The organism is Camelimonas abortus, from assembly GCF_042432745.1.
Classification (GTDB): Bacteria; Pseudomonadota; Alphaproteobacteria; order Rhizobiales; family Beijerinckiaceae; genus Camelimonas; species Camelimonas abortus.
This window is the reverse complement of record NZ_JBHLWR010000006.1, coordinates 2,167,991-2,191,654: the sequence shown is the minus strand read 5'-3', so window position 1 is coordinate 2,191,654 and position 23,664 is coordinate 2,167,991. Positions and strand designations below refer to the sequence as shown.

Genomic DNA, 23,664 nt, shown 5'->3' with positions numbered 1-23,664 from the left:
CCGCCGCGCGCGGGGCCCCGTTTCGCCGGCCCCGTCACGGCGCTCCGGCCATGGCCCGGCGGATGGTGAACAGGCACGCCAGCGGCGCCAGCGCGAATGTGGCGAACAGCCAGAACGCCGCCGAAGCCACGCCGGCGCCGCCGCCGGGATCCGTGAGACCGGCGAGATTCACCACCATGCCGGCCAGGGCCGCGCCGGAGGCGGTGGCGAACAGCTGCACGGTGGTGAGCGAGGCGGAGGCCACGGCGTCCTCGCCCGCCGGCGCCAGCTGCAGCGCCCGCGTCAGCAGGTGCGGCCAGGCGAGGCCGACGCCGAGCCCCACCATCACCAGCGCCACGGCGATCGGGGCGACGCCGGCCGCGTCGCCCGCGCCGCCCGGCGGGACCAGGATGAGGAGGGCGATCATGCCGGCGAGGCCCGGCAGCGGCGCGAGGCGCAGCTGGCGGCGCATGCGCGCGCCGGTCGCGCCCGAGCCGGTGAGCGAGCCGACGGTCCAGCCGGCGCTCATGGACGCGGCGAGATAGCCGGCGACCAGCGGCGTCTGGTGGTGCAGCGTCTGGAGAAACAGCGGCGCGAAAATCTCGCTGCTGGTCACCATGACGCTGAGCAGCATCATCGACAGGTAAACAGCGGCGAGGGCGCCTGCGCCGCTGAAGGTTCCGGACGGCAGCAGCCGGCGGGCCGAGCGCTTCTCCACGGCCGCCATGGCCACGGTGAAGCCGGCGCCGGCGGCGAAGCCCGCCGCATTCCACGCCAGCGACGTTGACGCCGAACCCGCCGACACCGCCAGCACCGCCGCCGCCAGCAGGAGGATCTGGACGACGGGCGCACCGGCGTCGCCGTCGCTGTCGCGGGCCGCGCCCGCGCCCGGCAGCGCGGCTGCGGCGAGCGCGCCGAACAGCGCCGCCGCCGGCGCCAGCGACCAGAAGGCCGCGCGCCACATGCCGTATTCGGCGAACGCTCCGCCGGTCGCCGGTCCCACCAGGGTTGCGACGCCCCACATGCCGGAGACGAGGGCGATGCCGCGCGGCCACAGCGCCGGCGCGAAGGCGAGGCGGATCATGGCGTAGGCGAGCGCCAGCAGGAAGCCGCCGCCCAGCCCCTGCACCACCCGCCCGGCGAGCAGCAACGGCATGGAGGGCGCCAGGCCGCAGGCCGCCGAACCAAGGCCGAAAATCGCCGCGCCGGCGAGATAGGCCCCGCGCGGCCCCGCCGCCCGCAGCAGCGCCGGCGAGGCGGCGGAGGCCAGAATCGACGCCACGATGAACAGCGAGGTGTTCCAGGCGTAGAAGTCGATGCCGCCGATGTCCGCCACCACCGAGGGCAGGATGGTGGCGGCGATGTAGACGTTGACGGCGTGCAGGGCGGCGCCGCCGGCGAGCGCCAGCGTCAGCGCCCCGTTGCGGCCGCGGAACAGGTCGCTCCAGCCGGCGGCGCCCGTGGCGGAGGTCATCGCTTACGGCGCTTTCCAGGGGCAGATCCACGTTTCGGTCAGCGCCTTGGCGCCGGCGCGCAGGAAGACGCGCACGTCCACGGTCTTGCCGGGCGGCGCCTCCACGTCCACGCCGGCGCGGAAGCCGCCGATATGCGGATTGGGAATGAGGAAGGTGCGCAGGATGCGCCCGTCGGAGACCGAGGCGTCCACCTGCACCCGCGACGGGTCTTTCAGCCAGTATTTCAGCTCGCCGCCGGCGAAATCCACCATCAGGCGGCGGGCGTTGGGATTGACCGGCTCGGCCGAGCCCAGCGCCCGCGGCGCCGACTGGAAGCTGTTCACCGCCTCGCCGCCGGCGTGCATGCCGGCGGTGGGGCCGATGCTGGTGATGGCGTAACGGTAAACCAGCTGCTCGCCCGGCTGCGCCGGCGCCTTCGGGATCCAGCAGGCGACGATGTTGTCGTTGGTTTCGTCGGTGGTGGGCAGCTCGATCAGCTCGACCACCCCTTCGCCCCAGTCGCCGCGCGGCTCCACCCAGTACCCGGGACGGCGCTCATAGGCGATGTCGAGATCCTCGTAATGTTCGAAGACGCGGTCGCGCTGCATCAGGCCGAAGCCGCGCACGTTGTTCTCGACGAAGGCGGAGATGTGCGTCTGCGGCGGGTTGCGCAGCGGTCGCCAGATCCACTCGCCGGAGGCGCAGTGGATCAGCAGGCCGTCGGAATCATGCGCCTCCGGGCGGTAGTCGTCGATGAGGCGCCGGTCGTTCTCGCCAATGAAGAACATGGAGGTGAGCGGCGCCACGCCCAGCTTTGCGATCGTCCGGCGCGGGAACAGCGTGGCCTCCACGTCCACCACCGTGTTTTTCGCCGGATAGATGATGAACTGGTAGGCCCCGGCTATGGAGGGGCCGTCGAGCAGGGCGCACACGACGACGCGGCTGTCGTCGTTCTTCGGCGCCTCCACCCAGAACTCGCGGAACGCCGGGAATTCCTCCTGCCCGCCGGCGTTGATGGCGATGCCCCGCGCCGAGAGGCCGTAGACCTGGTCCCGGCCGAGGAAGCGGAAATAGCTGGCGCCGATGAACGAGATCAGCTCGTCATGCACCCGCGGGTCGTTGAGCGGATAGTGCAGGCGGAAGCCTGCGAAGCCGACGTTGACCGGCAGCGGGCGGGCGAAGCGGTTGGCGCCGAAGTCGAACATCTGCGGCGAGTAGGGCACCGGCGTGGCCACGCCGTCGCGCACCACGTTCACCGTCACCGCCTGCTGGAACAGGAAGCCGAGGTGGAACATCTGCATGCGGTAGACGCCGCCCTGGCCGACGGGCAGGGCCTTGTCCGGCCGGTAGCGGATGTCGCGCCACTGGTCGAAGCCGAGCTTCGCCAGCGCCTCGGGCGCCTGGGAGGGGGGCGGGGCGTAGGGCAGGGCGGCCAGCTCGCGGGCCCGCTTCACCACGTCCTGGTAGCTGAACGGGGTGATGCCGGCGTCTTTCATGGCCGCGCCGGCGTCGGAGGAGTCGTCCGCGCCGGCGCCGTCCGCCAGGGCGAAGGCGGAGAGCGCCAGCAGGCCTTCGACAAAGGTTCTGCGTGAAAACTTCGACATTCTGACTCACTGCACCCTGGCGCGCGGCCGGATGCGGGCCGCGTCGCGCCTGCGCCCCGGGCGGACCTCAAGGACCGATTCGGGGGACGATGATTAACATGCCGGCGCGCGGGAGCCGGCGTGGAGCGGCCTTTGGCGCGGCTTTTCACCGCTCATCGCCTGGCCTTGCGTCAGAATTTTGCCCTTTTCGGCCGTTCGGGCCGCTTTTCGACGCTGCGGGCGAAATAACCCTTGCATGGCGGGTCGCGAGATTCTATCTCACCACCTGCCCAAATTCGCACGTGCCTGTGGCCGCGTGCCGGTTGGTGGGTATCCGGACAAGAGGCCGGACAACCGCCCGGGGTCTAAGGGCCGACTGACGCGAGGAACGGAAACCTGCGTTGGCGGCCCCGGTCGCAATGCGGCCTGACCCCAACATCAGACCGGCAGCCGGAGGCGAAACCGGCGAACCCCGCTTCTCCACGGGGGACGCAGCTTAAAGCAACGACGGAGCGGGCTTTTTTGGTCTCGTCGGCCCTCCAAAGGTCGACACCGAAGAGGCTTGTCCATCATTGCCGCGCGTGCGGACCGGGGTCTCCCCAGTCCAAACCAAGGCAGCACGGTCGGTAGATACGTCGTGGTCTGGTCGCGTCTCCACAGCGCGCCGGAGCGCGATGCGTCATCCGCATCATGCCGAACGCCGCCGGAAAAAGGCGTCCGGGCGTTCATGTCAGCTTTGAGGGGAGATACGCGCATGACCGAGCGTATTCGCGAATTCCTTCGTAATCGCCGCGAGGATGGTCCGTGCATGGTGCTGGATCTGGAGGTCGTGCGCGAGAACTACTACAAGTTCGCGGCCGCGCTTCCGGATACCCGCGTGTTTTACGCCGTGAAGGCCAACCCGGCGCCGGAGGTGCTGCAGCTGCTGGCCTCGCTGGGCTCGTGCTTCGACACCGCTTCGGTGCAGGAGATCGAGATGTCGCTGGCCGCCGGCGCCACGCCGGACCGCATCTCCTTCGGCAACACCATCAAGAAAGAGCGTGACATCGCCCGCGCGCTGGCGCTGGGCGTGCGCCTGTTCGCCGTGGACTGCCAGGCCGAGGCCGACAAGATCATCCGCGCCGCCGCCGGCGCCGGCGTCGCGCCCGAGGAGGTGCGCGTGTTCTGCCGCGTGCTCTGCGACGGCGCCGGGGCCGAGTGGCCGCTGTCGCGCAAGTTCGGCTGCGAGCCCTCCATGGCCGTGGACGTGCTGGAGCACGTGCACCGCAACGGCCTCACCGCCTATGGCGTGTCTTTCCACGTCGGTTCGCAGCAGCGCGACACCGAGGCGTGGGATTCGGCCCTCGCCATGGCGGCGGGCGTGTTCCGCGCCTGCGCCGAGCGGGGCGTGATCCTGTCGATGGTGAACCTGGGCGGCGGCTTCCCGACGCGCTACCTGCGCGACGTGCCGGAGGTCGAGGCCTATGGCGCCTCCATCTTCAACGCCCTGCGCCGTCACTTCGGCAACCGCATTCCCGAGACGATCATCGAGCCCGGCCGCGGCATGGTTGGCAACGCCGGCCTGATCGAGACCGAAGTGGTGCTGGTTTCGAAGAAGAGCGAGAACGACGACGTGCGCTGGGTCTACCTCGACATCGGCAAGTTCGGCGGTCTGGCCGAAACCATGGACGAGGCGATCCGCTATCCCATCACCACGGTGCGCGAGCATTCGTCGGAGATGGCCCCGTGCATCCTCGCCGGCCCCACCTGCGATTCGGCCGACGTGCTGTATGAGAAGCAGCCCTACATGCTGCCGGTCAGCATCGAGATCGGCGAGAAGCTGCTGATCGGCGGCGCCGGCGCCTACACCACCACCTATTCGTCGGTGGCGTTCAACGGCTTTCCGCCGCTGAAATCCTACGTCATCTGACCCGCGCCGGGCGGCCGCGCCGCCCGGTTCCCGCCGGCGCCGGCGCCCGCCGCCCCTTGCGGGCGGCGTTCGCCTGCGCGCCGCCTTCCCGCCATGCCGCCCCTGCGCCGGCCGTGCCCTTGCGGGGGCGCGGCGCGGGTCCGTCCGCGCCTGGCTTCGCCGTTTCCCGTCCGGCTCCGTTGCGGCCCGCCGGCCGGGCGCGCCCCCAACCTGCGCCGGCTCGCGCCGGCCGTTCCAGGACTGACGCCCATGATCGTCATCGGCGACGAAACCCCGTTCGAGACCACCGCCCGCGAGGCGCTGCTGGACCAGGCCATGGGCCCGGACCGCCGCCTGAAGGCGAGCGAGCGTCTGCGTGAGGGACAGGTTCCGGCCGCGGGGCTGGCGCTGGCGGCGCGCGAGACCTCCGGCGACGGGCCGGCGCGTCTTGTCGGAACGGTGCGGCTGTGGCGGGTGCTGGCCGGCGACCGGCCGGCGCTGCTGCTCGGGCCGCTGGCCGTGGCCACGGACCGCCAGGGCGACGGCGTCGGCGGCCTGCTGATGCGCGAGGCCATCGCCCGCGCCCGGGCGCTGGGGCACGGGGCCATCATTCTGGTGGGCGATCCGGAATACTACGCCCGTTTCGGCTTTTCGGCGGCGCTGACCGGCGCCCTCGCCATGCCCGGCCCGTGGGAGAAACGGCGGCTGGTGGCGCTGGAGCTGGTTGCGGGCGCGCTGGCGGGGGCGGCGGGCATGATCCGGCCGGCGGACGCCGCGGAGGAGGCCGCCGCGGCCGCGGGAGCGGGACGGCTTCGATGGGGCGTCGCCGGCCGCGCCGCCGCCTGAGCGGCGCTTTACCCGCAAGGCCGCCGGCCCTGTCCGGAGCCGGCGGCGGGCTCAGAGAAAGCCCGGCCGCTGACGCAGGCCGCCGCCCAGCTCGAAGCGGCGCATTTCACGCAGCAGCCGCACGAAGGCCGCCGCGGCGTGGTTTGCGGCGGCCTCGCCCTTTTCGCGGCTGGCCCGGCTGGCGTCGCCCATGGCGCCGGAGGGGTGCAGGTCCTGGGAGAGCCAGCTGAAACCCGCCGGCCGGTCGGCGCGCAGCAGCTCGTAGTCACGTTCAAGGGCGAGGCTCGCCGGCGCGAAATTCTCCGCCCGCTCCATGCGCACCAGATCCGGGCGGAACGCCAGCATCAGCGAGGTCTCGATCTCGCCGCCATGGATGCCGTGGCGGATCTCCTGGGCGTCGAACAGCCCCTCCGGCCAGCCGAGGCGCTGCCAGGACGTCTGCACCACCAGCATGTTGGCCTCCGCGCGCATGGCGCGGCCCACCACGTCCATCACCGGGCTGTTGCCGCCGTGAGACGACACCAGCGCAAGCTTGCGGAAGCCGGCCCGGCTGACGCCGACGGCGATCTCCCGCCACGCGGCCATGGCCGTCGCCGGCGCCAGCGTCAGCGAGCCGGGAAAGGCGATGTGCTCCGTGGACAGGCCCACCTCCTGCACCGGCAGGAATACGGCCAGCGGCGGCGGGTCGCTTTCCTGCTCCATCAGCGCGCGCACCCGCGCGATCATGCCGTCCATGACGATGGCGTCCACGCCGGTCGGCAGGTGCGGCCCGTGCTGCTCCACGGCGGCCAGCGGCAGCACCGCGATGGCGTCGGCCATGCGGTCCGCGCCGAATTCTTCGGTGGTCATCTCCCGCCACAGCCGGCTGCGGCGGAAGGGGGCGGGGGGCGTTGCGGTTTCGGCCATGGGTGCGGCGCGCCCTGTGTCCAGCGTTGCGCAAGGGTGTTGCCGGCGCGGGCCGGCCGGCGCATTCTGTTGCGCCGCAAGCGCGGCGCTTTCGGTATAAACAGGCTGTCTGAGGGTAACGCATGGCGCGCGCCGGGGAAAAGGTTCCGGAGCGCGGCGCGTGCGATTGCTGTGGGCGGACGCCGGCGCGGCGTCCGCAAAAGATCGCAAGGGGGCGGGCGTGACGAATGGTGTGACGCGGCGTCGGGCGATGCTTGCGCCCGTGATGCTGGCGCTGGGCGCCGGCGCGCTGGCTGGCGCGCCGGGGGCCGGCGCCGCCGGCGACGCGGCCGGAAAGAAGGGCCTGCGCAAGGTGCGCTTCGGCGCCAACTGGCTGGCCCAGGCCGAGCACGGCGGCTTCTACCAGGCCGTGGCCGACGGCACTTACGCGCAGCATGGCCTCGATGTGGAGATCATTCCCGGCGGTCCGCAGAGCAACAACCGTCTGCTGCTGGCGGTGGGCAAGCTGGACTTCTACATGGGCGGCAACATGCTGCAGCCCTTCTCCGCCGTGGAGCAGGGGCTGCCGGTGAAGGTGGTGGCCGCCATCTTCCAGAAAGACCCCCAGGTGCTGATGTCGCATCCGGGCGTGGGTCTCGACCGCTGGGAGGACCTGAAGAACGCCAGCGCCATCTACGTGGGGCGCGAGGGCCTCGCCTCCTATTACCAGTGGCTGAAGGCCGAGCACGGCTTCCGCGAGGAGAACACCCGGCCCTACGCCCACAATCTCGCCCCCTTCCTCGCGGACAGGCGCTCGGTGAACGAGGGCTACGCCACCTCCGAGCCGCTGGCGGTGGAGAAGCAGGGCGGCTTCCGCCCCAATGTCTTCCTGCTCGCCGACCACGGCTTCGACACCTACTCCACCACCATCGAGGCCCACGCGGACCGCGTGGCGAAGGATCCGGATCTGGTGCAGCGCTTCGTCGACGCCTCCATCATCGGCTGGCGCAACTATCTGCACGGCGACAACGCCGCCGCCAACGCGCTGATCCTGCGGGACAATCCCGACATGACCCAGGAGCAGATCGACTATTCGGTCGCCCGGATGAAGGAATATGGCGTGGTGGAGTCGGGCGAGGCGCTGGCCCTCGGCATCGGCGCCATGACCGACGCGCGCATGGAGCGCTTCTTCCGCAGCATGGTGAAGGCCGGGCTGTTCCGGCCGGATCTGGACTATCGCGCCAGCTATACGCTGCAGTTCGTCAACAGGGGGCTTGGGCTTGGGCCTTCCCGCTGACAGCGGAGCCGCGCCGCTGGCCTGGCTGCGGGACGTGACGCTGACCTTCCCCAACGGCGTGACGGCGCTGGCCGGCTTCAGCCTCACCGTGCGGCGCGGCGAGTTCGTGTCGCTGCTGGGTCCGTCGGGCTGCGGCAAGTCGACGGCGCTGCGGCTGCTGGCCGGGCTGCTGCAGCCGACGGCCGGAGAGGCGGGCCGCGCCGCGGCGCTGGCCGGGGCCGGGCGCATCGGCTTCGTGTTCCAGGACCCGACCCTGCCGCCCTGGTCGTCGGCGCTGGCCAACGTGCGTCTGCCGCTTGACCTCGCCGGCGTGGCGCGCGCCGAGGCCACGGAGCGCGCGGCCGCCATGCTGGCGCTGGTGGGGCTGAAGGGGTTTGAGCGCGCCCGGCCGCATGAGCTTTCCGGCGGCATGCGCATGCGCGTCTCCATCGCCCGGGCGCTCGCCACCCATCCGGACCTGCTGCTGATGGACGAGCCGTTCGCGGCGCTGGATGAATTCACCCGTTTCCGCCTCAACGACGATCTGCTGGAGCTGCGCGGGCGGCTGGGGCTGACGGTGGCGTTCGTCACGCACTCCAGCTGGGAGAGCGTCTACCTGTCGGACCGCATCGTGGTGCTGGGGCCGCGCCCCGGCCGGGTGACCGGCGAGCGCCGGGTGGAGGCGCCGCCGCGGCGGGGGCCTGAGTTTCGCGCCAGCGCCGGTTACGCCCGCCAGGCGGCGGAGGTCCTGGCCCTGGCGTCGGCGGCGGCTGCCGGAGCGGCGTCATGACGGCGCGCCGGCCGGATCCGGGGCGCCCGCTGCGGCGCGGCGGCGCGCGGCTGCTGCGCTCTGGCGCGCCGCTGGCCGCCGGCGCGGCGGCGCTGGCGCTGTGGGAGCTGGCGGTGCGCTGGCAGGCGATTCCGCCCTATATCCTGCCGGGGCCGCTGCTGGTGCTGCGCACGCTGGTCGCGGACTGGGGCATTCTTGGCCCGGCGCTGGCGACCACCCTGGCGACGACGGCGAAGGCGCTGGCGCTGGCGGTGGCCGGCGGCGTGGCCATGGCGCTGCTGTTCTCGCGCTCGCGGCTCATCGCCGCCTCGCTCTATCCCTTCGCGGTGGTGCTGCAGGTGACGCCGGTGATCGCCATCGCGCCGCTGCTGCTGGTGTGGCTGGAGCCGGGAGCGGCGGTGCTGGCCTGCGCCTTTCTGGTGGCGTTCTTTCCGGTGCTGTCCAACACCACGGCCGGGCTGTCGGCGGTGGACCCCGGGCTGGCGGAGCTGTTCCGCCTGTACGGCGCCAGCCGCTGGCAGCGGCTGTTGCGGCTGGAGGCGCCGTCGGCGGCGCCGCATTTCTTCGCCGGGCTGCGCATCGCCGGCGGTCTTGCGCTGATCGGCGCCGTGGCGGCGGAGATCGCCGCCGGCGCAGCCGGCCAGGGCAGCGGCCTCGCCTGGCGCATCGTCGAAGCCGGCTACCGGCTGAACATCCCGCGCATGTTCGCGGCCCTGCTGCTGATCTCGCTGGCGGGCGTCGCCATTCACGCCGGCCTGTCGGGGCTGTCGTGGCTGGCGCTGCGCCGCCGCGGCGGCGCCTGACGGGCGCCCGTCCTGCGCTTTCCCGGCCGCGCCGATTCCATGGGGCGCGGGGTTGTGCTCAAATCAGGACGTCAAATCACTGCGAGAGCGCATTCACGCCGCCCCCGGAAAGGGAGACGTCATGGCCGCCGCACGATCCGCCAGCGCCCGGAGCACGGTCCGCGGCAGGGAGGCATCCGCCGGCAGGCGCCGCGCGCCGGCCCGCCCGCCGGCCGAGCCGGCTCCGGCCCCGGCCGCCGGGACCGGTCCTGCTGCGGCGGCTGGCGCGCCCGCCGCCGCAGCCGCGGGCGAGGCGCCCTCCAGCACCCGCGCCATGCACAAGAGCGTCGGCTGGGCGCTCACCGTGGCGGCGCGGCTGCACCGGGCGGAGCTGGGCGAGCGGCTGGCCGGTCTCGGCCTGTTCCCCGGACAGGAACAGCTGCTGCAGGCGCTTTATGACCATGAAACCATGACCATGAGCGCGCTCGCGACGCTCATGCGCGTGCGCCCGCCCACCGTGTCCAAGGCGGTGGCGCGCCTCGCCGCCCAAGGGCTGGTGGCGCGCATCGACGGCGACGCCGGCGACGGCCGGCTGGTGCGCGTGCGGCTGACCGCCGCCGGACGCGCCCGGGCGGCGGAGATCGCCCGGATCTGGGGCGAGACCGAACAGCGCCTGCTGGAGGGGTTCGACAGCCGGGAGCGCAAGAAACTGCGCAAGCTGCTGCGTCGCGTGGCGGCGAATTTCAGCGGGGCGCCGGCTCCGGCCGGGCGTGAGGCGGAAAACGCCGGCTGATCCTCTCGCTTCCGGCCGCCGGCATGCATTACAACAGTGGCGGCTCCCGCCGGGGCCGGGCCGCCGCGCCCGCGCGCCCGCGCGGGCGGCCGCCCTGTTGATGCCGGAGGCGCCATGTCCCGTCCTGAAATCCTGCTGCTCAGTCCCATGATGCCGGAGCCGCGCGCCCTGCTGGAACAGGACTGCGTGGTGCATGACCTGCCCGCGGCCGCGGACCGGGAGGCGCTCATCGCCGCGGTCGCGCCGCGCGTGCGCGCCGTCGCCGGTTTCGGCGGCGTCTCCGCCGGCCTGATCGGCCGCCTGCCGCGGCTCGAGATCATCGCCAACATCGGCGTCGGTTACGACGGCGTGGACGTGGCGGCTGCCGCGGCGCGGGGCGTGGTGGTGACCAACACCCCGGACGTGCTCACCGAGGAAGTGGCGGACCTCGCCATGGGGCTGCTCATCGCCACGGTGCGGCGCATTCCCCAGGCGGACCGTTTCGTGCGCGAAGGGCGCTGGCTGCACGGACCGTTTCCGCTCACCGCCTCGCTGCGCGGCCGCACCGTGGGCGTGCTCGGCCTTGGCCGGATCGGCGAGGCCATCGCCCGGCGCTGCGCCGCCTTCGGGCTGAAAGTGGAGTGGCACAGCCGCCGCCGGCGGCCGGAGATTCCGTGGCCCTGGCGGCCCGGCCCGGTGGAGCTGGCGCAGTCCTGTGACATTCTGGTCGTGGTGGCGCCGGGCGGCGAGGCCACCCGCAACCTGGTGAACGCCGAGGTTCTGCGGGCGCTTGGGCCGGAAGGCGTGCTCATCAATGTGGCGCGCGGTTCGGTGGTGGACGAGCGGGCGCTGGTTGCCGCGCTGCAGGACGGAACCATCGCCGCCGCCGGCCTCGACGTGTTCGCCGACGAGCCGAACGTGCCGGCGGAGCTGGTCGCCATGGACAATGTGGTGCTGCTGCCGCACGTGGGCTCGGCCTCGGTGACCACGCGCAACGCCATGTCGCGGCTGGCGGTGGACAACCTGCTCAGCTGGTTCGCCGGCAAGGGGCCGCTGACGCCGGTTCCGGAGACGCCCTGGCCGGTCCGGCTTCCCGCGCCGGTCTGAGCCGGCGCCTTTCCCGGCGGGCATGAAAAAGGGCGGCCCGGCGGCCGCCCCGGTCCGCGCTCCCGTCGCCGTTTGCGGCGCTCAGCGCCGGAACGGCTCCACTTTCACGCCGGCGCGCACGAATTTCACCATCGCCCAGACGGCGATCGCCGCGAACACGGCCATGAAGACGTACTCCAGGGTGGTTCCCAGCTCCAGCAGGCCGGCGAGGGCCCAGCCGCCGGCGATGGCCGCGCCCAGCACCTCGACGCCGACCAGGACGGTCAGCGAACCCAGCGTCAGGAGATTGCGCCAGTTGATGCGGCCCGAACCTGCAGTGCTGTCGCTCACCCGTCCTGCTCCCGCAATGTCGCCACGAAACGCCGGCGCGCCGGCGCGCCGCCGCATCAATAACTTATCCGGGGCGCTCCGCACAAGGGCGGCGGCGCGCCGCCGGGCGCGCAATGCGATGGGCGCATGGGAGCTGTCCGCCCGCGGCCCTTAAGCCGTCCGCCGGGGAGCGTTATCATCCGCGCAACGTCAGGCCGGGCAAACAGGCAGACAAAAAGGCGGCCGCCGGCGGGGCCGGCGCGGCGCTCCGGCCGTCGTGGACGGGGCTTCGCGCGGCCGGCGAAGCCAGCGGAGGGAGCGCCTGTTCCGGCGCCGGCGGGCGCGCGGCAAGGTTGCGGTTGTGGCGTCGCCGCTTCACATGTCGACAGGCGGCGCCGGTTTGCGGCCCGCATCCATCACAGGGAACAGCAGCGCCCATGCGCGACGATCCATACCGGGCTTTTCTGCCCTACCCCGAAGTCTCCGTGCCGTCAGCGGCCAGCGGGCCGCTGGCCGGGATGACGTTCGCGGTCAAGGACGTGATCGACGTCGCCGGCTATCCCACTGGCTGCGGCAACCCGCTGAAGCTGGCCGCGTCCGGCGTGCGCACGGTCACCGCGCCGGTGGTGCAGCGGCTGCTTGACGCCGGCGCGCGCTTCGTGGGCAAGACACAGACGGACGAATTCGCCTATTCCGTGCTGGGGCGGAACATCCATTTCGGCTCGCCGGTCAATCCGGCGGCGCCGGGCCGCATGTCCGGCGGTTCTTCCTCCGGCTCGGCGGTCGCGGTGGCGGCCGGCCAGGTGGATTTCGCCCTTGGCACCGACACGGCCGGCTCCATGCGCGCCCCGGCCTCCTATTGCGGCGTGTTCGCCATCCGTCCCAGCTGGGGACGGGTTGACTCAACCGGCGTCGAGCCGCTCTCGCCCAGCTTCGACACGGTGGGCTGGTTCGCCCGCAGCGCCGAAACGCTGGGCCTGGTGGCGGAGACGCTGCTGGGCGAGGACCCCGCGCCGCTGCCGGGCGCGGCGCGCTTCCTGGCGGACCGCGCCTGCTTCGCCCTTCTGGGCGAGGACGCCGCCGCGGCGCTGGACGGCGCCCTGCGCAAGATCGGCGCGCGGCTGGGCGGGCTGGATCCCGCCTCGGTGGCGCCCAACCTCGACAACCTGTGCTGGGCGCTGCGCCACCTGCAGACGCGGGAGGCGTGGGAGACGCACCGGGCCTTCATCGAGCGCCACGCGCCGCTGCTCAACCCCACCCTGGCCAACCGTTTCGCCACCGGCAAGGACCTCACCGACACCCAGCTGGCCGAGGCGCGGTCGCTGGCCGCCCGGTTCCGCAATCATCTCGCCAGGCTGCTGGGCGAGGGCTCGGTGCTGGTGTTGCCCACCATGCCGTCGCCGCCGCCGTTCCTCGCCGAGGTGGAGGCGTCGCTGGAGGATTTCCGCAACCGCACGCTGCGGCTGATGTGTCCCTCCAGCCTCAGCGGCTTCCCGCAGGTCAGCATTCCGCTGCATGGCGACAGCGGCCCCGTCGGCCTGTCGCTGCTGGGGCCGGCGGGGTCGGACCGCTCGCTGATCCAGCTGGCCGGGCGCGTCGCCGAGGCCCTGGGCGAGCGCTGCTGCGCCGCCTGAGTCCCCTTCAGCCCGCGATCACGCCGGGCGCGCCAGCCAGCAGCAGCGCGCCCGCAGCCAGCAGCTCCAGCGCCGCCATGACGCGCGCCCCGGCGAGACTGCCGCCGGCGGCGAAGGCCAGGGCCATCCTTTTGGCGAACACCGCCAGCGCCGCGATGGCGGTGGTGGTGACCGCGGTTCCGGCCGCCATGGCGAAAGTGGCGGCGACGCCCGCCGCCAGCGCCTTCTGCGACAGCGCGAACGCCAGCACGATCAGCGCGCCGGAACAGGGGCGCAGACCCGCGGCCAGCACGACGGCGGCCATGGCGCGCCAGTCGCGGGCGCGCGCCGCCGCCTCGGCCCCCGGCATGTGGACATGGCCGCAGCCGCCCTCGCAGCAGGCGTCCGCTGCGGCGGCCGGCGGCGCCTGCCCCTGCAGCAGCCGCGCCAGCGTTCCCGCCTTGCGCCAGGCCAGCAGGGCTCCAAGCGCCGCCACCACGGCGAAGCTCGCGGTCTCCGCCAGCGTCGCCCCGGCCTTCACCGTCGCGGCGGTGGCGTTGAACACGAGGGCGAAGCCGAGCGCGATCGCCGCCGCCACGACCGCCTGCAGCAGCGCCGCCGCCCAGCACAGCGCCGCGCCCCGCGCCAGCGCGCGTTCATTGGCGACCAGATAGCCCGAGATCACCGCCTTGCCGTGGCCGGGGCCGGCGGCGTGGAACACGCCATAGGCGAAGCCGACGCCCATGAGGCTCCAGAACCCGTGGGTCCAGAGCCCTGCGCCGTCATGGGCCGCCTGCTGCAGCCCGCCGGTGAGCGCCCGGTAGAACGCGGACTGCATGGCGGCGATGACCGCGCCGGCGCCGCCGGAGGCGACGGGCTCGCGCATGCCGGCGCCGAAGGGATTGCGCGCCGCAGGCGCCGCCGCCTGGTCCGGCAGCAGCAGGGCGAGTCCGCCAAGCGCGAGCAGGACCAGGGCGACGGCGGCGCCGGCCAGCGCCGCGCGCAGGGCGGGCTCGCGCCAGCCCGCGGTCGCCGTTCCGCCTGCTCTGGTCTTCATGCTGGTCACGGACATGCCGCCACCACCTTGTTCGCAAACTGGCCGCCGTAATTCGACGCCGCGCCCAGCCCCTCGAAGAACGCCTCGGAAAGATCGCCTCCAGCCGGCTGCTGCGGCGGCTTGGGCCGGGTGATGGTGACGACGCATCCCTGCGGCGCATTCTCCAGCTTAACCGCGTCATCGCCTCCGGCGATCGAGAAGGCGACGAAATAGGTCGGATCCGACACCTCAAACATCATCGCCCGGCCAGGCGGCAGGGGCTTTTCCAGCGGCAGGTCGAAGGTCAGCGTCAGCTGCCCGTCGGCGAAGCTCATGGCGCCGTTCTGCGGCGGCAGGAACGTTGCCTTCACCCCGTCGGCCCGCAGCCTGGTGAACCAGCCGAACTCCGCCAGCCCGTCCATGTTCTCCTTCGCCAGCCCGGCCAGCTCCCCGGCTGAGAGGACGCCGTCGCCATCAGCGTCCAGCCCCTGGGTGGCCCAGGCCGAAAAGGCCCGGTCGAAGGTCCAGCGATGGCGCACCATGGTCACGTGTCCCGCGCCATCAAACACCAGACGCTCCTGCGCAGTCACCCACACATGGGGATGGGCCTGGGCCGGCGCAGGAGCGAACGCTCCAGTAATGGCCAGCGCCAGCAGGAAGGCGGCCCGCGGGGCGGGCGGGCGCGACGTCGGGGCGCGCGGCGTGTGCGTGAACGGCATGTGCGTCCTGTCCTGAAATGGCGGCGCGGCCGCTCCGGCGTCCTGCCGGAGCCGGCGCGGCCGGAGCGCTCCATCTGTGGGGCGCCGCCGCGACCGGATAAAGGCCTGCCGGCGGGGCGCGCCGTCGCAGCCGCCCGCCGTGGCAGTCGCCGGAAAAGGGCGGCGGGGCGCAGGCCTTTGACAGTATAGCCTGGCTCACGCCTGCCTGCTTATGGTGTAAATACATTGACGTAATTTATTGACGATGGCCATTACTATATTTGGCAGAATTGTTGTAAGAGCGGTGCACGACGCACGGGACGCGCTCTCTTTCCCAAATGCTGCATTCCCCTGCGTCATGAGAAGTCGTGACGTCGCCCACCCGGCGCCGTTGCTGTTGCGTTCAAGCCGTCGCCCGGCTGCGGCCTGTCGCGCGCCTGCGCTGGAAGCGCGGGCGGCGGCGGCGGTGGTCGCGCGTCGTCAGGAGCCCCCGCATGAGCACAGTCCCGACCGCCACGCCGTCTGAAATCTCCACGATGTCCGATGGCCGGCGGGTATTCGCGATTTTCGCCGCCTCCTCCGGCAATCTGGTCGAGTGGTACGATTTCTACGCCTATGCGTTCACCGCGATTTATTTCGCGCATGCCTTCTTCCCCAAGGGCGACCCCACGGTCGAGCTGATGAACGCGGCCGCGGTGTTCGCCATCGGTTTTCTCATGCGGCCCATCGGCGGCTGGCTGTTCGGCCGCATCGCCGACCGCTACGGCCGCAAGTTCTCGATGATCCTGGCGGTGCTCATGATGTGCGGCGGCTCGCTGGCCATCGGCCTGCTGCCCACCTGGGAGACGGTGGGGCTGCTGGCGCCGGCGCTGCTGCTGCTGGCGCGCATGGTGCAGGGCCTGTCGGTGGGCGGCGAATACGGCACCAGCGCCACCTACATGAGCGAGGTGGCCAAGCCTGGCCGGCGCGGTTTCTTCAGCTCGTTCCAGTATGTGACGCTGATCGGCGGCCAGCTGCTGGCGTCCGTGGTGGTGCTGGCCCTGCATGACGTGCTTGGCGAGGAGGGCATGCGCGCCTGGGGCTGGCGCGTTCCGTTCTTCATCGGCGCCGGGGCGGCGCTCATCGCCCTGTTCCTGCGGCGCACCCTGTCGGAGACGCTGCCGGAGGAGCGCGCCCGCCGCAGGGAGGCGGGTTCGCTGCGCGCCCTCATCGCGGACCATCCGCGGGCCTTCCTGCTGGTGCTGGGGCTGACCGCCGGCGGCTCGCTGATGTTCTACACCTGGTCCACCTACATGCAGAAATACCTGCTCAACACCACGGGCCTGCCCACCTATACGGTGGGGGTGGTGATGACCGCGGCGCTGCTGGCGTTCATGCTGGCCCAGCCGGCGTTCGGCTATCTGTCGGACCACATCGGCCGGCGCGCCTGCATCATCATCTTTGGCCTGCTGGGCATGTTCTGCACCGTGCCGCTGCTGCGGGCCATCGCCGGCGCGTCCGATCCGTTCACTGCCTGGGCGCTGGTGATGCTGGGCATGCTGATGATCTGCTTCTACACCTCGATCGGCGGCGTGGTGAAAGCCGAGCTGTTCCCGGCCGAGGTGCGCGCCCTTGGCGTGGGGTTTCCCTATGCGGTGGCCAACGCGGTGTTCGGCGGCTCGGCCGAATATGTGGCGCTGCGCCTGAAGGACGCCGGCGTGGAGAGCTGGTTCGGCTGGTACGTCACCGCCATGGCGGCGCTGGTGTTCGTCGTGGGCCTGCTGATGCCGGACAACCGCAAGACCGGCTATCTGCGCGGCGAGGGCGTGGACTGAGCGGCCGCGCCGGGCTCCGCTCCCGTCCGGCGCAGTTTTCCTCAAACATCTTCGCGATTCCTGCGTATTTGCGTCTGGTTCTGGAGCAGATCCGGGGCGGGAGACTGTCCCGGACTTGAACGGCGCGCTGCTCCTGCGGCATTCTTTCGCGGCGGCGATCCGGACCGGCGCCGCCAGCGAAGGGGGCGCTTCCGCCCTGGCGGGAGGCGCCGGCGTTCCGCCTGCGGGGCGGGCGCGCCTGTTCTCTTCCGCATGGCGCCGGTCCGCCGCCTGACAGGGCGGAGGTCATGGACGGAGCCATGGCCATCCGCGCCGGCGAAAACGGGCGGCCTCACGTCAGGGCCGGCGCACAACTCCGGGAGGAAACACTATGTCCAACAAACGCACCCGCATGTCTGGATTCGCCCGCACCGCCGCGGCCGGCGTGCTTGCCCTCGCCGCGGCGGCGCTCGGCGCCGGCGTCGCGACGGCGCATGACGAGAAGGGCGGCGCCGCCGACATGAGCTGGACCAAATCCAAATATGGTCCCGACGACGAGGTCGGCGCCGCCAACCTGGTGACGCCCGAGCTGGTGGCGAAGGCCGCGGGCCTGGTGAAGACCGGCAAGGTCTATAACCTCGCCATGGAGTCCAACCCGTCGCTGCCCGCCTATGAGCCGCGCAAGTTCGAGATCATGGTGGTGCAGCCGGCCCAGGGCGGCGTCGCTGGCGGCTTCGGCCCCAACAAGGCCACCTATAACGACGACATGGTGGTGGGCTGGAACGGCGCCGGCACCCACATTGACGGTCTCGGCCATCTCGGCGTCGACAACGTCTATTACAACGGTCACAAGGGCCACGAGTTCGCCGACATCAAGGGCCTGAAGAAGCTGGGTCTGGAGAAGTTCCCGCCGCTGGTCACCCGCGGCGTGCTCATCGACATGACCAGGTATTTCAACACGCCGATGGTGAAGGAGGGCACGCCGTTCAACCGCAAGGAGATTGAGGAGGCGGCGAAGGCCCAGGGCGTCGAGATCCGCAAGGGCGACGTGGTGCTGTTCCACACCGGCTGGGCTGACCTGATCGGCAAGGACAACAAGAAGTACATCCAGGTGCAGCCGGGCCTCGGCATGGACGGCGCGAAGTACCTCGCCGATCTCGGCGTGGTGGCCATCGGCTCCGACACCGCGGCGCTGGAGGTGCTGCCGGGCGAGACCAGGGACCTGTTTCCTGTGCACCAGGAGCTGCTTGCCCGCCAGGGCGTCTATATCCTCGAGAACGTCGTGACGAAGGACCTGGCGAAGGACAACGCCAATGAGTTCATGGTCGTTCTCGCCCCGCCGCGCATCACCGGCTCGGTGCAGGCCATCTTCACCCCGGTGGCGGTGCGCTGACCGGCGCGGCGACGGACAGCCCCGCGCCGGCGCTGGCGGAAGGGGCAGGACAGAAGAAAGGGGGCCCCGGGCCCCCTTTCCGTTTGTCGCGGCGGGCGCCGCCGCCGCGCCGGCGTCACGCCGTCAGTGGCGCGCCATGGTGTGGCTGTAGTCGCGGGCGTAGCGCTGGGCCGCCCACAGCGCCAGCGCCGTCACCAGCGCGGCGATGGTGAGATACCAGCCCACGGCGGCGAGGCCGTATTCGGTCGCCAGCCAGGTGGCGACGTAGGGCGCCAGCGAGGCGCCGAGAATGCCGCCGAGATTGAAGGTCATCGACGAACCGGTGTAGCGCACCTCGGTGGGGAACAGCTCGGCCAGCGCCGCGCCGATCGGGCCATAGGTGAGGCCCATCAGCGCCAGGCCGATGATCAGGTAGAGCGCGATCACCGGGAGCGAGCCGGAGCCGAACATCGGCTGGATGAGGAAGCCGAAGGCCCCGATGGCGAGGCTGGTCCAGACCAGCATGGGCCGGCGCCCGTAGCGGTCGGCCAGCACCGCCGACACCGGAATGAACAGGCCGAAGAACACCACGCCCAGCATCTGCAGCGGCAGGAACTCGCTGCGCGGGATCTTCAGCGCCGTGGTGCCCCAGCTGAGCGAGAACACCGTCATCAGGTAGAACAGCACGAAGGTGGCCATGGCCCCCACCGTGCCCAGCAGCAGCGGCAGCGGATAGTCGCGGAACACGCTCAGCACCGGCGCCCGCACGCGCTCGTTGCGCTCCAGGGTTTTGCGGAAGGCCGGCGTCTCGGCGATCTTCAGGCGCACGTACAGGCCGATGATCACCAGCAGGGCGCTGAGGATGAACGGCGCGCGCCAGCCCCAGGCGAAGAACTGCTCGTCGGTGAGCAGCGCGCCGATGCCGAGGAAGCAGCCGTTGGCCAGAATGAAGCCGATGGGCGCGCCCAGCTGCGGGAACATGCCGTACCACGCCTGGCGGCCGGGCGGGGCGTTCTCCGTGGCGAGCAGCACCGCGCCGCCCCATTCGCCGCCAAGGCCAAGGCCCTGGCCCAGGCGGCACAGCGCCAGCAGCAGCGGCGCGGCGACGCCGATGGCGTCATAAGGCGGCAAGAGGCCGATGAGCACCGTGGAGACGCCCATCAGCATCAGCGCAGCCACCAGCGTGGCCTTGCGGCCGACGCGGTCGCCGTAATGGCCGAACACCGCCGCGCCGAACGGGCGGGCGAAGAAGGCGATGGCGAAGGTGGCGAACGACTGCAAAAGGCCGCTGGTGGGATCGCTGGAGGGGAAGAACAGCCGGGGAAACACGATCACCGCGGCCGTCGCGTAAACATAGAAGTCGAAGAACTCGATGGTGGTGCCGACAAGCGAGGCGAGAAGCACGCGCGCAGGCGAATTGGCGGCTGGCGAGGGGGCTTGGGCTGACACGCAAGGATACTCCCGGCGGGGCGACAGCCTGACGCTCCGGCCCGGAGGGCGCCGGCGGCGGGGGGAGACTGTCGCTGGTTCATCCGGAACGGTCCCGTGACGGGGGTGACTGTTGACCGCTCCATTCGTCGCCGTTCGGTAAATGCTTGCGGCGTCTTTCGCAATACGCGCCGTCGGGGCGGCGTTGCGGCGCGCGCGGCCCCGCAGGCGCCCGCGCGCCGGCCGGGCCGGTCTTTCCGCTTTTTCAGCGCACGGCGGGCGCAGGCGCGCCCGCCGCCGTCATGACCCTGCGTCAGCGTGGCGCCGGAATGCGGAACTCCCGGCCCTCCTCCAGCCAGCGGATGCGCTCGTCGCGCAGCATGGTGCGGCGCACCTTGCCGGCGTCGTCGCGCACGGTCTGGCCGGTGAATTCATAGGTCTCCGGGTGCTTGTTCCGGCTCAGGCGGCTGGCGAGGAACGCCGGCAGCTCCGCCAGCAGCTCCTCCGGCGCCACGCCCGGCGCCACCTCGATGATGGCGTGGATGCGCGCGCCAAGATCGGAGTCGGGCAGGCCGATGACGGCGCAGCTGCGCACCGACGGGCTGGCGATCAGCGCCGCCTCGACTTCGGCGGGATAGATGTTGGCGCCGCCGCGCAGGATCATGTCGGAGCGCCGGTCGGCCAGCCAGATGTAGCCCTCCTCGTCCATGTAGCCGATGTCGCCGAGGGACTCCCAGCCGTCATTGTCCCGCTTCGGCTCGGCGCCGAGGTAGTGGTAGGTGGAGCCCGGACCGTCGGCGGCCTTGAGGAAGATTTCGCCGGTCTCCCCCGGGGGCAGCTCGCGCCCGTCCTCGCCCACCACCTTGGCGGCGCCTGCCTGGACGCGACCGACCGAACCCTTGCGCTGCAGCCATTCCGTGCCGGAGATCACCGTGGACGCCTGGCGCTCGGTGCCGCCGTAGAGCTCGAAGATTTTCTCCGGCCCGAGCCATTCGATCCACGCTTCCTTGAGCCATACCGGCATGGGCGCGGCCATGTGGAACACGGTCTGCAGGCTGGAGACGTCGTACCGGCCGCGCACCTCCGGCGGCAGCGCCCAGATGCGGCTCATCATGGTGGGCACAAAATTCACCCACTGGATGCGGTGACGGTCGATGAGGCGCAGCGCCTCCTCTGCGTCGAACTTCTTCATGCCCACCAGCAGCCCGCCGCCGAACAGGGCCATGTGCGAGATGATGAACGGGGCGTTGTGGTAAAGCGGCCCCGGATTGAGCAGGTTGACGCCCGGCGTCACCAGGCCGGCCACGGCGGCGGCGGTGTCATGCACGGCGGGCATGTGGTCGACGATCACTTTCGGCCGGCCGGTGGAGCCGCCCGAGGTCATGGCCTTCCAGTAGCGCGCCACCGGCGCCTCGACCGGAGAATCGTCATGGCCTTCCGGAACGAAGTCGGCCGGCAGGGCCCTGGGCGCGTTCCAGTCCGGCTCGCCGCCGATGACCAGCGAGGGGCGCAGCAGCTCGAGAATGGCCGCCGCCTCGCCCCGCGGCAGGCGCCAGGAGAGCGAGCAGGGCGTGGCGCCGCATTTCCAGATGGCGAAGGTGTTCTCGTAGAACGTGTTGCTGTTGGGCAGGCCGACGGCGACGAAATCGCCGGGCCGCACGCCCATCTCCATGAACGCCCGGGCGCGGCGGTTGGCGCGGCGCTCCAGTTCGCCCCAGGTCAGCGTGTCGTCCCCGTGAATGACGGCCGGCGCGTCGTGACCCTTGCGGTCGGCGTACCAGCGCGGAATGTCGCCCATCGGCAGCAGCATGAGTTTCCTCGCCCAGTTCCTGCGCCGGCGGAGCGGCGCATGCGGAAGCGTCGTCGCGCCCGGGCGGAGGCTTCCTGTCGTTTCCGCCCGGCCCCGTCCGTTCTAGGGAGAAAGCTCCGCCGCGAAAAGGGGCGCCGGCCGCTCCGGGCGCGCGCGTCATGCGCGCGGCGCACGGATTAAACGCCGGCGAAAAAAACCTGTTTGCGCACAAGGACATGCAATGGCCATTCGCTGCCAGAACGACGATCTCGGCCGCGAACATGTGAGGGGCTTCAGGAAAGCGCCCGGCGGCCGCGCGAAGGACATGATCGTCGCCGGGGCCGCCTGCGACGTCACCAGTCCCGCCATCGACCCGCTGCTGGTGAAACTGGCCGGCCCCGGTGCCCGCGTGTTCTGCGACGTCACCGTTGACAAGTTCGTGTCGCAGTCTCTGCGCAAGATGAGCGGGCCGGGCTGGAGGCCGCTGCACTGTCTCGCCGGCATCCCGGTTGCTTCATGTTGGTCCACGCGCTCCTGCGACTGACGAAACGTAATGGATGGGCCGTAACGCTGTTTCCGCGTTGTGCGCTACGCCGCCGCGCGGCCGCTTTCCGGAAATATCTGTATTGTCCACAAACAGTAATTATATCTGTAAGAATTATAAATTTTTCTTTCTGAAAATAAATGTATTTTATGGGTGTGTGTCACAATGAATATTTGCAGGAATTTACAATTGACAGCCATTGCCCTGGCGGGGGTCGCGGGCGGCGGCCCGCTCGCCTGGGCGTCTGGGGCGATGGCGGCCGACCTGCCGTCCGGGCCGTATGGCGGCGCGCCGGCGGAACAGGCGGTGCGCGCCTGTTCCGAGCATGGCGGCGGCTTTTTCGCCATACCCGGCTCCGACACATGCCTGCGCATCGGCGGCATGGTGGAGGCCAATGCGACCATGACGACGCCGCAGGAACGCGGCGCCTCCAGCCGCTATGGCGTCATCGTCACCGGCCGCATCGACGCCGACGCGCGCACCAGCACCGACTGGGGCGCGCTGCGGACCTTCGTCCGTTTCGACATCAGCAGTCTCACCGGAACGGGCGTCAGCGGCGACAAGGCGCGGCTTGGCTCCGGTTTCGGCGCGACCGGCGTCGACACCTGGGGCAAGGCCCAGAAGGGCGTCGACGTCAGCCGGGCGTTCATCCAGTTCGGCGGGCTCACCGCCGGCCGGGCGTCGAGCTTCTTCGAATTTTACGCCCATGACGTCGAGATGCTCGGCGCCACGCCGGCGTCAGACGCCTCGCCCGTCAACCTGCTGGCGTGGACCTTCGGTCTCAGCAAGGGCTGGTCGCTGACGCTGTCCGCCGAGGACGGGATCTGGCGGCGCCGGCCCGTCGCCTGGTCGGGCGCCGTTCACGCCGACGGCTCCTGGTCGCCGGACGGCTGGACGCCGGGCGCGACGCCGGTGGCGCTGGTCCCGCTTGGCGCCGGCCCCGACGGCCGCCCCATTTTCGGCCGGGTCGACGTGCGCCAGCGGGACACGATGCCGGACGTGGTCGCCGCCCTGCGTCTGGACCGCTCCTGGGGCGCGCTGCAGTTCTCCGGCGCGCTGCGGCGTCTCGACGTCCGCGGCACGGTGCGGGACGGGAACGGCGCGATCGTCGCCGGCCATGGGCCAGCGGGCAAATATGGCGGCGCCGTCCAGGCGGGCGTGATGCTGAACCTGCCGGCGCTGGGCGACGGCGACCGTCTGTGGCTGCAGGCGGCGTGGGGCAGGGGCGCCCTCAGCTACACAGGCGCCGCGCCGCTTGGCTTCGACACGCTGAACGGCAACCAGTTCGGCAAGATCACCGCCTGGTCAGCCGACGCCCTGGTGGGGCCGGACGGACAGCTGCGCCTGTCGCGGAGCTGGTCGGCGGTGGCCGCCCTGCAGCACTACTGGCGGCCGGATTTCGCCCAGAGCGTGTTCGCCGGTTACGGTCGCGTCAGCTACGGCCGCGGCCTCACCGCCGGCATGGGGACGGCGGGTGGTTTCGCCGGGCCCATCCCCGGCAATGGCGTGCTGGCCGTCGGCACGCGGCTGGACTGGGAGCCGGTGAAGGACCTGTTCGTCAGCGGCGAGGTGGCGTGGACCCGGCTGCGCAACAGCCGGCCGGCCGTGGAGGCCAGCCGCGTCGCCTGGACGCCTCGCCAGGAAAACGGCTGGAACGCAAGGCTGCAGATCCAGCGCAGCTTCTGATCCGGACCGGAAGCGCGCGACGGCCTGCGCCGGC

At 71.5% G+C, this 23,664-nt stretch carries 20 protein-coding genes; 12 read left to right on the top strand and 8 right to left on the bottom strand.

What is annotated here, in order from left to right; genetic code table 11:
- Positions 1-34: 34 nt before the first annotated feature.
- Together ACFFJB_RS11765 and ACFFJB_RS11760 are read right to left on the bottom strand one after the other, a co-directional pair.
- Positions 35-1,453, bottom strand: a complete 1,419-nt coding sequence (locus tag ACFFJB_RS11765) for an MFS transporter (protein ID WP_376831548.1) — start codon at positions 1,451-1,453, stop codon at positions 35-37.
- Between the two features lie 3 nt (positions 1,454-1,456).
- Positions 1,457-3,037 (bottom strand): OpgD/OpgG family glucan biosynthesis protein, encoded by a 1,581-nt coding sequence (locus tag ACFFJB_RS11760; RefSeq protein WP_376831547.1) that lies wholly within the window; start codon positions 3,035-3,037, stop codon positions 1,457-1,459.
- 733 nt (positions 3,038-3,770) lie between these two features.
- Here ACFFJB_RS11760 and ACFFJB_RS11755 point away from each other — a divergent pair.
- Entirely contained in the window at positions 3,771-4,925 is a 1,155-nt protein-coding gene (locus ACFFJB_RS11755) for a type III PLP-dependent enzyme (RefSeq protein ID WP_376831546.1), read from the top strand.
- 249 nt (positions 4,926-5,174) lie between these two features.
- Complete coding sequence (locus ACFFJB_RS11750) at positions 5,175-5,750, top strand: GNAT family N-acetyltransferase (RefSeq protein WP_376831545.1); 576 nt, start codon at positions 5,175-5,177, stop codon at positions 5,748-5,750.
- Positions 5,751-5,801: 51 nt separating this feature from the next.
- On the opposite strand, the gene ACFFJB_RS11745 is transcribed toward ACFFJB_RS11750, so the two are convergent.
- Positions 5,802-6,656 carry a creatininase family protein gene (locus ACFFJB_RS11745; RefSeq protein WP_376831544.1) on the bottom strand — a complete coding sequence of 285 codons (855 nt, stop codon included), beginning with the start codon at positions 6,654-6,656 and terminating at the stop codon, positions 5,802-5,804.
- Positions 6,657-6,921: 265 nt separating this feature from the next.
- Here ACFFJB_RS11745 and ACFFJB_RS11740 point away from each other — a divergent pair, with 265 nt between their 5' ends.
- From ACFFJB_RS11740 to ACFFJB_RS11720, 5 genes are all read left to right on the top strand, one after another.
- The gene (locus tag ACFFJB_RS11740; protein WP_376832672.1) at positions 6,922-7,932 is read left to right on the top strand and encodes an ABC transporter substrate-binding protein; all 1,011 of its coding nucleotides are present in this window, start codon (positions 6,922-6,924) and stop codon (positions 7,930-7,932) included.
- A complete protein-coding gene (locus ACFFJB_RS11735; protein WP_376831543.1) occupies positions 7,916-8,701 on the top strand; it encodes an ABC transporter ATP-binding protein in 786 nt (261 codons plus the stop codon). Before ACFFJB_RS11740 ends, ACFFJB_RS11735 begins: the two co-directional genes overlap by 17 nt.
- On the top strand, positions 8,698-9,504 hold the full coding sequence (locus tag ACFFJB_RS11730) for an ABC transporter permease (protein ID WP_376831542.1): 807 nt from the start codon (positions 8,698-8,700) through the stop codon (positions 9,502-9,504). The genes ACFFJB_RS11735 and ACFFJB_RS11730 overlap by 4 nt, the downstream gene beginning before the upstream one ends.
- 313 nt (positions 9,505-9,817) lie before the next feature.
- Complete coding sequence (locus ACFFJB_RS11725; protein WP_376831541.1) at positions 9,818-10,276, top strand: MarR family winged helix-turn-helix transcriptional regulator; 459 nt, start codon at positions 9,818-9,820, stop codon at positions 10,274-10,276.
- Positions 10,277-10,390: 114 nt separating this feature from the next.
- Positions 10,391-11,362 carry a 2-hydroxyacid dehydrogenase gene (locus ACFFJB_RS11720; protein ID WP_376831540.1) on the top strand — a complete coding sequence of 324 codons (972 nt, stop codon included), beginning with the start codon at positions 10,391-10,393 and terminating at the stop codon, positions 11,360-11,362.
- A gap of 81 nt (positions 11,363-11,443) precedes the next feature.
- Here the strand turns inward: ACFFJB_RS11720 and ACFFJB_RS11715 are convergent, their stop codons facing one another.
- Complete coding sequence (locus ACFFJB_RS11715; RefSeq protein ID WP_376831539.1) at positions 11,444-11,692, bottom strand: hypothetical protein; 249 nt, start codon at positions 11,690-11,692, stop codon at positions 11,444-11,446.
- A gap of 416 nt (positions 11,693-12,108) precedes the next feature.
- Here ACFFJB_RS11715 and ACFFJB_RS11710 point away from each other — a divergent pair, with 416 nt between their 5' ends.
- Entirely contained in the window at positions 12,109-13,305 is a 1,197-nt protein-coding gene (locus tag ACFFJB_RS11710; RefSeq protein ID WP_376831538.1) for an amidase, read from the top strand.
- Between the two features lie 7 nt (positions 13,306-13,312).
- On the opposite strand, the gene ACFFJB_RS11705 is transcribed toward ACFFJB_RS11710, so the two are convergent.
- Together ACFFJB_RS11705 and ACFFJB_RS11700 are read right to left on the bottom strand one after the other, a co-directional pair.
- The gene (locus ACFFJB_RS11705; protein WP_376831537.1) at positions 13,313-14,356 is read right to left on the bottom strand and encodes a nickel/cobalt transporter; all 1,044 of its coding nucleotides are present in this window, start codon (positions 14,354-14,356) and stop codon (positions 13,313-13,315) included.
- On the bottom strand, positions 14,347-15,039 hold the full coding sequence (locus ACFFJB_RS11700) for a DUF1007 family protein (RefSeq protein ID WP_376831536.1): 693 nt from the start codon (positions 15,037-15,039) through the stop codon (positions 14,347-14,349). The genes ACFFJB_RS11705 and ACFFJB_RS11700 overlap by 10 nt, the downstream gene beginning before the upstream one ends.
- 473 nt (positions 15,040-15,512) lie before the next feature.
- Here ACFFJB_RS11700 and ACFFJB_RS11695 point away from each other — a divergent pair, with 473 nt between their 5' ends.
- Complete coding sequence (locus ACFFJB_RS11695; RefSeq protein WP_376831535.1) at positions 15,513-16,832, top strand: MFS family transporter; 1,320 nt, start codon at positions 15,513-15,515, stop codon at positions 16,830-16,832.
- A gap of 370 nt (positions 16,833-17,202) precedes the next feature.
- The gene (locus ACFFJB_RS11690; RefSeq protein WP_376831534.1) at positions 17,203-18,204 is read left to right on the top strand and encodes a cyclase family protein; all 1,002 of its coding nucleotides are present in this window, start codon (positions 17,203-17,205) and stop codon (positions 18,202-18,204) included.
- A gap of 123 nt (positions 18,205-18,327) precedes the next feature.
- Here ACFFJB_RS11690 and ACFFJB_RS11685 read toward each other — a convergent pair whose 3' ends face one another.
- Together ACFFJB_RS11685 and ACFFJB_RS11680 are read right to left on the bottom strand one after the other, a co-directional pair.
- Positions 18,328-19,632, bottom strand: coding sequence for an MFS transporter (locus ACFFJB_RS11685; RefSeq protein ID WP_376831533.1), 1,305 nt, complete (start codon positions 19,630-19,632; stop codon positions 18,328-18,330).
- Between the two features lie 292 nt (positions 19,633-19,924).
- Positions 19,925-21,421 carry an AMP-binding protein gene (locus tag ACFFJB_RS11680; RefSeq protein ID WP_376831532.1) on the bottom strand — a complete coding sequence of 499 codons (1,497 nt, stop codon included), beginning with the start codon at positions 21,419-21,421 and terminating at the stop codon, positions 19,925-19,927.
- 220 nt (positions 21,422-21,641) lie between these two features.
- On the opposite strand from ACFFJB_RS11680, the gene ACFFJB_RS11675 reads away from it, so the two are divergent.
- Both ACFFJB_RS11675 and ACFFJB_RS11670 read left to right on the top strand, forming a co-directional pair.
- Positions 21,642-21,944 carry a type 1 periplasmic-binding domain-containing protein gene (locus tag ACFFJB_RS11675; RefSeq protein ID WP_376831531.1) on the top strand — a complete coding sequence of 101 codons (303 nt, stop codon included), beginning with the start codon at positions 21,642-21,644 and terminating at the stop codon, positions 21,942-21,944.
- 189 nt (positions 21,945-22,133) lie between these two features.
- Positions 22,134-23,630: a porin gene (locus ACFFJB_RS11670; protein WP_376831530.1), complete on the top strand. Its 1,497-nt coding sequence runs from the start codon at positions 22,134-22,136 to the stop codon at positions 23,628-23,630.
- The last annotated feature ends 34 nt before the right edge of the window (positions 23,631-23,664 follow it).

What these genes read in the sequence shown, in the direction of transcription:
- ACFFJB_RS11720 (WP_376831540.1), top strand. Translation starts at nt 10,391, where the DNA reads ATGTCCCGTCCTGAAATCCTGCTGCTCAGTCCCATGATGCCGGAGCCG.
- ACFFJB_RS11700 (WP_376831536.1), bottom strand. Translation starts at nt 15,039, where the DNA reads ATGCCGTTCACGCACACGCCGCGCGCCCCGACGTCGCGCCCGCCCGCC.
- ACFFJB_RS11710 (WP_376831538.1), top strand. Translation starts at nt 12,109, where the DNA reads ATGCGCGACGATCCATACCGGGCTTTTCTGCCCTACCCCGAAGTCTCC.
- ACFFJB_RS11675 (WP_376831531.1), top strand. Translation starts at nt 21,642, where the DNA reads ATGGCCATTCGCTGCCAGAACGACGATCTCGGCCGCGAACATGTGAGG.
- ACFFJB_RS11690 (WP_376831534.1), top strand. Translation starts at nt 17,203, where the DNA reads ATGTCCAACAAACGCACCCGCATGTCTGGATTCGCCCGCACCGCCGCG.
- ACFFJB_RS11760 (WP_376831547.1), bottom strand. Translation starts at nt 3,037, where the DNA reads ATGTCGAAGTTTTCACGCAGAACCTTTGTCGAAGGCCTGCTGGCGCTC.
- ACFFJB_RS11695 (WP_376831535.1), top strand. Translation starts at nt 15,513, where the DNA reads ATGAGCACAGTCCCGACCGCCACGCCGTCTGAAATCTCCACGATGTCC.
- ACFFJB_RS11745 (WP_376831544.1), bottom strand. Translation starts at nt 6,656, where the DNA reads ATGGCCGAAACCGCAACGCCCCCCGCCCCCTTCCGCCGCAGCCGGCTG.
- ACFFJB_RS11705 (WP_376831537.1), bottom strand. Translation starts at nt 14,356, where the DNA reads ATGTCCGTGACCAGCATGAAGACCAGAGCAGGCGGAACGGCGACCGCG.
- ACFFJB_RS11750 (WP_376831545.1), top strand. Translation starts at nt 5,175, where the DNA reads ATGATCGTCATCGGCGACGAAACCCCGTTCGAGACCACCGCCCGCGAG.
- ACFFJB_RS11730 (WP_376831542.1), top strand. Translation starts at nt 8,698, where the DNA reads ATGACGGCGCGCCGGCCGGATCCGGGGCGCCCGCTGCGGCGCGGCGGC.
- ACFFJB_RS11740 (WP_376832672.1), top strand. Translation starts at nt 6,922, where the DNA reads ATGCTGGCGCTGGGCGCCGGCGCGCTGGCTGGCGCGCCGGGGGCCGGC.
- ACFFJB_RS11725 (WP_376831541.1), top strand. Translation starts at nt 9,818, where the DNA reads ATGCACAAGAGCGTCGGCTGGGCGCTCACCGTGGCGGCGCGGCTGCAC.
- ACFFJB_RS11765 (WP_376831548.1), bottom strand. Translation starts at nt 1,453, where the DNA reads ATGACCTCCGCCACGGGCGCCGCCGGCTGGAGCGACCTGTTCCGCGGC.
- ACFFJB_RS11680 (WP_376831532.1), bottom strand. Translation starts at nt 21,421, where the DNA reads ATGCTGCTGCCGATGGGCGACATTCCGCGCTGGTACGCCGACCGCAAG.
- ACFFJB_RS11755 (WP_376831546.1), top strand. Translation starts at nt 3,771, where the DNA reads ATGACCGAGCGTATTCGCGAATTCCTTCGTAATCGCCGCGAGGATGGT.